Origin of the sequence: Burkholderia sp. HAN2018 (assembly GCF_024704855.1) — a bacterium.
Classification (GTDB): Bacteria; Pseudomonadota; Gammaproteobacteria; order Burkholderiales; family Burkholderiaceae; genus Burkholderia; species Burkholderia cepacia.
On sequence record NZ_QOBB01000081.1, the window covers coordinates 20,436 to 29,142 of the forward strand.

Sequence of the window (8,707 nt, forward strand, 5' to 3'; positions counted from 1 at the left end):
TGCGACCTGCCGGCTGCCGTTCGTTGTCGATGGTTGTCGATGGTTGTCGATGGTTGTCGATGGTTGTCGGCAAGCGACGGCGAATACACGACTCACCACTACCGCTCCTATGCAAGCCACCGACTTTTCCGACACTGAACTGGCTGAACTGCGCGCGCACGGCATCGTGCTGTTTGCCGACCGCGTGATCTTCGACGCTCAGCCGCCGATGCCGGCCGACCAGATCGCGGCCGTGCAGGCCCGCTGTCACGGCGACCTTCCGCCCGCACTGCTCGAGCTGTGGCGCACGACGGCCGGCGGCAGCCTCGACTACGACCTGACGCTGGAGATGAACGGACACATCGAAGCCATCAGCTGGGGGGAGCTGTTCTACAACGGCAGCAACGGCTACCGCGACCTGGAAGGCTGGATCGACCACGAACTCGAACTGGCCGAGGAAGCCGCCGACGAGCATTCACGCCCGTGGAGCGGCAGGCTCGACGTGTTGCCGTTCGGCGGATTCGAGTACTGCGACCGCATCTACATCGTGACGGACCCCGATGCGAAGGATCGCGGCCACGTGCTCGCGTGGAAACAGGGGCTGCCGCCCGCGTGGCGCGGCGCGATGCACGAGGACGGCCTCGCGACGGTCGCGCCGGACCTGTACGCGGCATTCGGCGCCCTGCAGCTCAATGCGGACCCGCTGGAACCCGGCAACGAAAACGGCACCGGCGCGACGTTGCTCGACTATATCGACGAACGCCAGGCCGAGCATGGCCTGTCGGCATCGCTGGGAGACAAGGTGATCGCGTTCTATCGCCGGGCCGTGATCGACTGGCGCACACCGCTCGCCGACGGCACGCTCGCCGCCCAACCGGCGCTCGCGCGCCACGCGTTGCGACATGCGATCGACCACGACGACGCAGCGCTCACCGTGCAACTGGTACCGCTCATCGCGAATCTCGGCGCGGCACTCGCCGGCAGTTCGAACCCGGCAGACTATGCGCTGCGGCGACAGAAATTTGCCGCCGCGAGTGCATTGCTCGAATCCGGCGCACCGGTCGCGCCGGATTCGCTGGAGTCCGTGTCCGGCACGGTGCCGCCCGCACTGATTCGCGCGCTGCTCGACGCCGGCGTGCAGCCGGATGCCGACGCGATGGCGCGCTGCGTCGCCGCCGGCGGCACCGACAGCGCGCGCCTGATCGGCGCCGCACTGTCGGCCCAAGGCGTCGATGCGGCGTCTGCCTGCCGTTCGGCGATCGCGACGCTGCTGCACGAACTCGAGACCGACATCGCCCGGGTCCGCGCCGGCAAGCTCCACCACCATCTCGGCCTCGACGGGCTCGAAGCCCACGCCGAGCGCCTGCGGACATTCAGGCCGTGACGTGACGCGCACTCAGCGGGAAACGCCGTCGACGCTCACGGCGATATCCCGCAGCGGCCGTGAGAACAGCTTGCAGCCTGCGTAGTAGACGAGCGACGTCAGCGACAAGCCGACGATCCACGACACGTCCGCACCGCCGAGCCGGCTCGCCAGTTCGCCGGTATAGAGATCGGTCGCCATGAACGGCGCCTGCGCGACGATGCCGATGAAATACGAGCCGACGGCGATCGTGTTGAAGCGTCCGTAGATGCCGCCGTCCTGCCGGAAGAACGAATCGACGTCGTACTCGCCGTGACAGACGAGGTAGTAGTCGACGAGGTTGATCGCGGTCCACGGCACGAGCACGTACAGCAGCAGCAGGATGAAGTTCGTGTAGCCGGCGAGGAAATTGTCCTGCCCGAACAACGCGATCGCGAGCGCAATCGCGCACAGGACGATCGCGGTGATTGCCCGCGCACGCGCCTTGCCCGACCACGACGGAAAGAGCGTCTGCAGCACCGTGATGGCCGACAGCGCACCGCAATACAGCTCCATCGCATTGCTGGCCGCAATGCCGAACGACAGCACGACGATCACGAGAACGCTGATCCCTTGCGTGAGGCCCGTGAGGCCGCTCACGACATTGCCGTCGGGCGTCGCAAGGCCCACCAGGCAGCCGAGCAGCATCGGGAAGAACGAACCGAGCACGCAGCCCCAGTAACTCGACCAGAACGCCGTGCGCGGCCCGGTATCGGGAGGCAGGTAGCGCGAATAGTCCGACACGTAAGGCGCATAAGCGATCTGCCACAGCGCGGCGACCGACATCGCGCCGAGGAAGCCGGACAGGTTCAGCGAATGCTTCGAGAAGGTATCGACGGGCAATCCATGCACAAAAATGATCCAGACGAACGCCAGCACGAGTACGCTGCCCGAGCACCAGCTCAGCAGCCGCGCATACGCGTGGATCAGCTTGTAGCCATAGATCGACCCGAGCAGGCTGATCAGGCCGATCGCCACGACGCCCGCATCGAGCGGAATACCGGCGTCCAGGCTGTGCAGCGCCTGCCCGCCGAACACGCAGTTCGATGCGAAGAAGCCGACGTACATCACGACGACCAGCGCGACCACCAGCAACGCACCGAACGACCCGAACTGCCCGCGGGTCTGGATCATCTGCGGCACGCCAAGCTGCGGCCCCTGCGCGGAATGCAGCGCCATGAAGACCGCGCCGATCAGGCTGCCGACGAGCGTGGCGAGCGCCGCCCACCAGAACGGCTGCTTGAACACCGTGGTCGCGAGCGATCCGGTGACGATCGTCAGCATCATGATGTTCGATCCGAACCAGATCGTGAACAGGTCCTTCGCGCTGCCATGGCGCTCGGTCAGCGGAATCGGCTGGATGGTGCTTTCCTCGAGATGAGCAATGGACTCGCCCTGACTCATTTCGTCTCCTTGTTTATGTTGTGGTGTTCGCGGGTTCGGCGGCGGAAGGGGGGCGCGGAATGCCAGGTGCACGTGAAGCGCGGGTTCTGCGGCGAACTCATTCTTCTTATTTGCATTCCTGATCAATAGGCGGTCGATAACGCATCGCTTTACATGACTGCCGCCTGCGGCACTCCATTCTCAACGTGTCGGCCAGCCGCTCCTGTAGATGAGCGAATCCGGCCCGCGTTCGGAGCGTAACCCGTGGTTCAGTGCGCTTCCGCCCGTCTGTTGCCGGACGGAAGCGCGTCGCTCGACGGTCAGCAGTCGATCCCGAGCACTTCCCGCGCGGTGGCATCCACCGCCTTGCGCATCGTGTCGACCAGTTCATCGATTTGCGCGTGATCGATCACCAGCGGCGGCGCAACGATCAGGCGGCCATTCGTCGAACGCACGATCGCACCGAGTTCGAACCCGACCGTCCGGCTGTGCCAGGTCAGGTCCGCCTCGTTCGCAAAGCGCTCGCGCGTCGCCTTGTTCTTCGCGAACTGGATCGCGCCGACCGCGCCCACGCCCTGGATCTCGCCGACGAGCGGATGGCCGTCGAACGCCTCGCGCAGCGCCTTCTGCAGATACGGCCCCGTGTCGGTCTTCGTCCGTTCGACGAGGCCTTCGCGCTCGAGCACGTCGAGGTTGGCCAGCGCGACGGCGGCCGCGACCGGGTGCCCCGAATAGGTCAGCCCGTGCGCATAGACGCCGCCCTTGTCGACCAGCGCATCGCCCACGCGCCGGCTCATGATCAGCCCGCCCATCGGCACGTAGCCCGAGGTCAGCCCCTTGGCCACGCAGATCAGGTCAGGTTCGAAGCCGAAGTGGCGGTGCGCGAACCACTCGCCGGTACGGCCGAAGCCGCCGATCACTTCGTCCGCGCAGAGCAGCACGTCGTATTGACGGCAGATGCGCTCGATCTCCTGCCAGTAGCCGTCCGGCGGAAAGATCATCCCGCCCGCCCCCTGGAACGGCTCAGCGACGAACGCGGCGACACGGTCCGCGCCGATCTCGAGAATCTTGCGCTCGAGCGACAGCGCCGCCTGTTTGCCGAATGCCTCGGGGCTCAGGTCGCCGCCATTCGCATACCAGTACGGTTCGTCCACGTGCGCGATGTTCGGAATCGGCAGGTCGCCCATTTCGTGCATGAATGCCATGCCGCCCAGCGACGCGCTGCCCACCGTCGACCCGTGATAGCCGTTCACGCGGCCGATCAGCACCTTCTTCGCGGGCTTGCCCATCACGTCCCAGAACCGCCGTACGGTGCGAATCAGCACCTCATTCGATTCGGAACCCGAATTGGTATACACCACGTGACTGAAGCGATTGCCGAGCAGCGCGAACAGACGTTCCGACAGTTCGATCACCGACGGGTGCGTGGTGTGAAAGAACATGTTGTAGTAGGACAGCTCCTTCATCTGCCGCGCGGCGGCGGCGATCAGCTCCGGCCGACCATAGCCGACGTTGGTGCACCAGAGCCCCGACATGCCGTCCAGGTAGCGGTTGCCGTCGTTGTCCCATAGATGGACACCTTCGCCGCGTACCATCACGCGCGCGCCTTCCTCGTTCAGCGCCTTCTGGTCGACGAACGCATGCAGGTGATGCGCGGCGTCGCTGCGTTGATAGTCCTGCGTCGTACGATGCGGAAAGTTGGGCGCGTTCATGGGCAAGTCTCCGGTTCGTTGTGTGGATAAATGCGTTGTCGTGTAGCGCGGCGCGGCCGCTTGCGGCCCGCCGCGTCGAATCAGTAACTGATCCAGGTCGTCTTGAGGCCCGTGTACTTGTCGATCGCATGCAGCGAAAGATCGCGGCCGAAGCCGGACTGGCGGAACCCGCCGAACGGCGTCTGCGCGCTCAACGCATCGACCGTGTTGACGGACACCGTGCCGGCGCGCAGCCGGCCCGACACACGGTGTGCGCGTGACAGGCTGCCGGTCCAGACCGACGCGGCAAGGCCATAGATCGAGTCGTTCGCGAGCCAGATGGCCTCGTCCTCGGTGTCGAATGCCATCACCGACAACACCGGCCCGAAGATCTCCTCGCGCGCGATGACGTCGTCGTGCTTCACGTCGATGAAGATCGTCGGCTCGATGAAGTAACCTTTGCCGTCGACCCGCGGCGCGCCTCCGCCGATCGCGAGCGTCGCGCTGTCGCGGCCGCGTGCGATCCAGTCGCGCACGCGCCGATGCTGCGGCTCGTCGACGATGGCCCCCATGCCGCTCGCCGGATCGAGCGGATCGCCCGGCATGAACGCAGCGGCATGCGCAATCAGGCGGTCGACGAACGCATCGTGAATCGAACGCTGAACCAGCAGCCGCGAGTTCGCGGAACACACCTCGCCCTGGTTGAAGAAGATGCCGAAGCACGCCTTGCGCGCGGCAAGATCGAGATCGTCCGTATCGTCGAAGACCAGGTTCGGGCTCTTGCCGCCGCACTCGAGCCACACCTGCTTCATGTTCGACTCTGCGGCGTACTCGAGGAATTTCTTGCCGACGGCCGTCGAGCCCGTGAATGCGAGCACGTCGACGTCGGGATGCAGCCCGAGCGCCCGCCCTGCGGTTTCGCCATAGCCCGGCACGACGTTCAGCACACCCGGCGGCAGGCCGGCCTCAAGCGCCAGCTCGGCGAGACGCAATGCGGACAGCGGCGATTGTTCCGCCGGCTTCAGCACGACGCTGTTGCCGGCCGCCAGCGCCGGCGCCACTTTCCACGCGACCATGTCGAGCGGAAAATTCCACGGCACCACCGCACCGACGACGCCCAGCGGTTCGCGCGTGACGACCGCGAGGTTGCCGGGATCGGTCGACGCAACTTCGCCGTGCAACTTGTCGACAGCTTCACCGTACCAGCTGAACAGCCCTCCTGCGGCCGGCACGTCGATGCTGAACGCGTCCGCCACGCGCTTGCCCATGTTGAGCGAGTCGAGCAGTGCGAGCTCCGAACTGTGCGATGCGATGAGCTCGCCGAGCCGGCAGAGCACACGCTTGCGCTCCGCGGGTGCGCAGCGCGACCAGACGCCGGATTCGAACGCGTGACGCGCGGCACGCACCGCATCGTCGACGTCCGCGGTATCGCACGACGCAACTTCCGCGATGACGGCCTCGGTAGCCGGATTGATTGCGGCAAACGTCCGGCCGCTTCGGGCCGGCACGCTGCGGCCACCGATATGCGCGAGCGTTCTCGGCTCGACTTGCGCCGCGAGACGTCTCCAGTCCGCGTGCTGATGGTTTTCTGCTGAAGTTGGGTTCATTCAAGACTCCGTTTTGACGACCAGGCGTTTGTGCGTTGTTCTCCGCCTGAACTCGACCCGACGAAAGACGCCAGCGGGCGCAGCCGATGCTCATGACCGCCGTGAATTGCCGCAGTCGTCCGGTCGACAAACTGTCGATCATCAAAAAGCGATTTGAAAGAACAGTTTTTCTTCTCATTGAAGAGGTTATTTCTATTCATCCTGCGCGCGTGCAGTGGGTTTTCCTGCCACGGCACGATCCCGGTGCCGTTTGTTTGCGTGCGACCTCATCGGCTTTCCGGTGCGATGCAACGTGACACCCGATGCGACGCCGAGCCGGCACGACATTGCGCCGCGGCCAGTCCGACCACATACTGGTCGGACGGTGCGAACAAGGATGCATTCGATGGGGAATGTCGATCAGGGTGCCGCTTCAATCTTCGGCGTCGTCGGAACGGCCGTGTCGTTGCTGGCGGCAATCCCGTACGCGCTCGCGATCTACCGGCGCACCGTTCGTCCGCATCTGTTCACATGGCTCGTGTGGTCGGTCGTCACGGCGATCGCGGCTGCCGGCCAGTTCGTCGCGGGTGCCGGGCCGTCCGCGTGGTGCACGGCGGCGATTGCGGTGACATGCTTTCTGACGCTGGTCGCCAGCGTGTTTCGCGGCGAACGCGGCTGGACGCGCGTCGACTGGTTTTTCTTGGTCGCGGCCCTGTCGGCCATTCCGCTTTGGATGCTGACTGACGATCCGACGATCTCGGTCTGTCTGGTGACGCTGATCGAACTTGCCGGCCTCGGCCCGACCGTCCGCAAGACGCTCCGCGATCCGTGGAGCGAGAGCCTCGCGTATTTCGCGCTGTGCGTGCTCAAGTACGCATTGGCACTGCCGGCATTGAGCACGTGGGGTATCGCGGTCGCGTTCTATCCGGCTGTCAACATCGTTGCGTCGATCGGCATCTGCGTGGTGATGCTGGTCCGGCGTCAATCGTTGTCGGCCACGCGGTAAGCGGTATCCGTTGGTGCGGTATGTTGCCTGCTGTCGAGGCTCGTCGATATGAGCGGAACCACAAACCTTCAGAGACGATACGAGGCCCGGAAATGGATGCAATCCGTACAATCATCGAACCCAGCGAAACCGCGCTTCGCGCCGCGATGCTGGCCAACGATGTCGAAGCACTCGAAGCGTTGCTGGACGACGACCTGGTGTTCACCGTTCCGACCGGCCAGGTCATCTCGAAGGAAGACGACCTGGCCGCGCATCGCGAGAATCTGCTGCGTCTCGACAAGCTCGAGGTGCAAGAAACGCGCGCCTGCGCGATCGGCGAGATGATCCTGACCACAACGAAGGCGACGCTCGCCGGCCATTTCGGCGGCACGGCATTCGACGGCGTGTTTGCCTATACTCGGCTGTGGCGTCGATCGGGCGCCAGCTGGCGCATCGTCGCCGGGCATGCATCGCAGGTCATGTAGTCGCGTCGAGCTCGCCTCCCTTCGAGTCGGCAAGCTGCGAATCCGGAGTTGTTTGAGTCGATGCGAGCCAGACGATACCTCGACGAAGGTGTCGACCATGACAGGAGACGAAATGCACAAACCATTTACCGTACGTGCTGCCCGTACCGCGGACGCGGGCGAACTCACGCGTCTGGCTCGCATTTCGAAGGCACACTGGGGCTATCCGAAGGACTGGCTCGACTTGTGGCAGGGCGATCTCACGATTGCACCGGAAACGATCGATGGGTCGATCGGTTACGTCGCGGAATCCGCGGAGGCAATCATCGGGTTCTGGGTCAGGGCGTCGTCGGAATCGGATCGCCCGACACCCGGATGGCTATTCGTCCATCCCGACCACATGGGCCGGGGTATCGCCCGTGCGCTGTGGGAAGCGGTCCGCAAGGAAAGCGCTGCGAGAGGGATCAGGAGCTTTGTGATCGAAGCCGATCCCAATGCGGTTCCGTTTTATCTGACGATCGGGGCTGAAAAAATCGGCGAAAAGGAATCGAGCGTCGTCCCGGGCAGGTTCTTTCCGATCTTGCGGATCACGATCTGACTCGTGAGGCAGCAGGAAGCGGTATGACTCACCATGCCGCACTCGGGAGAATCGTGCCGGCGGCGGTTGTGGAAGAGGTTCCAAGGGGCATGGAGTGTAATGGGGAAGGCGTCGGGAGCGCAGAGCTACCGACGCATTCTGCGCCCGGTTGCAGCCAGGCCACCGATCCCGATCACTCGCGCATTTCCGTCGCTGGAATGCAAAAACCCCCGCCTTTTGGGCGGGGGTTTCTGGCTTAGGGAGCCTGACGATTACCTACTTTCACACGGGAATCCGCACTATCATCGGCGTAGAGTCGTTTCACGGTCCTGTTCGGGATGGGAAGGGGTGGGACCGACTCGCTATGGTCATCAGGCAAAGGGGGTTGTTGTGCTGGCTTCGCAGCACAACCAATCTTGGAAGAAGCAGTAATTTTGAGTTGTGTGTATCACACACGAGAATCCAACCGTCCGACGCGCTCTGTAGCGCGAAACAGACTTGTTATAGGATCAAGCCTTACGGGCAATTAGTATCAGTTAGCTGAACGCATTACTGCGCTTACACACCTGACCTATCAACGTCCTGGTCTCGAACGACCCTTCAAGGGGATCTAGTCCCCAGGGATATCTCATCTTAAGGC

Annotated in this window: 8 protein-coding genes and 2 rRNA genes; 5 read left to right on the forward strand and 5 right to left on the reverse strand. The window is 64.1% G+C overall.

What is annotated here, in order from left to right; genetic code table 11:
* Positions 1-109 precede the first annotated feature (109 nt).
* Positions 110-1,363 carry an SMI1/KNR4 family protein gene (locus tag DPV74_RS20640; RefSeq protein ID WP_162923098.1) on the forward strand — a complete coding sequence of 418 codons (1,254 nt, stop codon included), beginning with the start codon at positions 110-112 and terminating at the stop codon, positions 1,361-1,363.
* Positions 1,364-1,375: 12 nt separating this feature from the next.
* On the opposite strand, the gene DPV74_RS20645 is transcribed toward DPV74_RS20640, so the two are convergent.
* The 3 genes from DPV74_RS20645 to DPV74_RS20655 form a co-directional block, all read right to left on the reverse strand.
* The gene (locus DPV74_RS20645; RefSeq protein WP_119337862.1) at positions 1,376-2,785 is read right to left on the reverse strand and encodes a cytosine permease; all 1,410 of its coding nucleotides are present in this window, start codon (positions 2,783-2,785) and stop codon (positions 1,376-1,378) included.
* Between the two features lie 299 nt (positions 2,786-3,084).
* Positions 3,085-4,476 carry an aspartate aminotransferase family protein gene (locus DPV74_RS20650; protein ID WP_091925600.1) on the reverse strand — a complete coding sequence of 464 codons (1,392 nt, stop codon included), beginning with the start codon at positions 4,474-4,476 and terminating at the stop codon, positions 3,085-3,087.
* An 80-nt stretch (positions 4,477-4,556) separates the two neighbouring features.
* Complete coding sequence (locus DPV74_RS20655) at positions 4,557-6,062, reverse strand: aldehyde dehydrogenase (protein ID WP_091925597.1); 1,506 nt, start codon at positions 6,060-6,062, stop codon at positions 4,557-4,559.
* 92 nt (positions 6,063-6,154) lie between these two features.
* On the opposite strand from DPV74_RS20655, the gene DPV74_RS20660 reads away from it, so the two are divergent.
* The 4 genes from DPV74_RS20660 (at position 6,155) to DPV74_RS20675 (ending at position 8,088) form a co-directional block, all read left to right on the forward strand.
* Positions 6,155-6,358, forward strand: coding sequence for a hypothetical protein (locus DPV74_RS20660; RefSeq protein ID WP_134319745.1), 204 nt, complete (start codon positions 6,155-6,157; stop codon positions 6,356-6,358).
* Positions 6,359-6,447: 89 nt separating this feature from the next.
* Positions 6,448-7,047: a hypothetical protein gene (locus DPV74_RS20665; RefSeq protein WP_091925662.1), complete on the forward strand. Its 600-nt coding sequence runs from the start codon at positions 6,448-6,450 to the stop codon at positions 7,045-7,047.
* 92 nt (positions 7,048-7,139) lie between these two features.
* Entirely contained in the window at positions 7,140-7,511 is a 372-nt protein-coding gene (locus DPV74_RS20670) for a nuclear transport factor 2 family protein (protein WP_091925594.1), read from the forward strand.
* 112 nt (positions 7,512-7,623) lie between these two features.
* The gene (locus DPV74_RS20675) at positions 7,624-8,088 is read left to right on the forward strand and encodes a GNAT family N-acetyltransferase (RefSeq protein WP_205571931.1); all 465 of its coding nucleotides are present in this window, start codon (positions 7,624-7,626) and stop codon (positions 8,086-8,088) included.
* Between the two features lie 242 nt (positions 8,089-8,330).
* On the opposite strand, the gene rrf is transcribed toward DPV74_RS20675, so the two are convergent.
* A 5S ribosomal RNA gene (gene rrf, locus DPV74_RS20680) occupies positions 8,331-8,443 on the reverse strand.
* Between the two features lie 129 nt (positions 8,444-8,572).
* Positions 8,573-8,707: ribosomal RNA gene (locus DPV74_RS20685) — 23S ribosomal RNA — on the reverse strand; the annotation flags it as partial.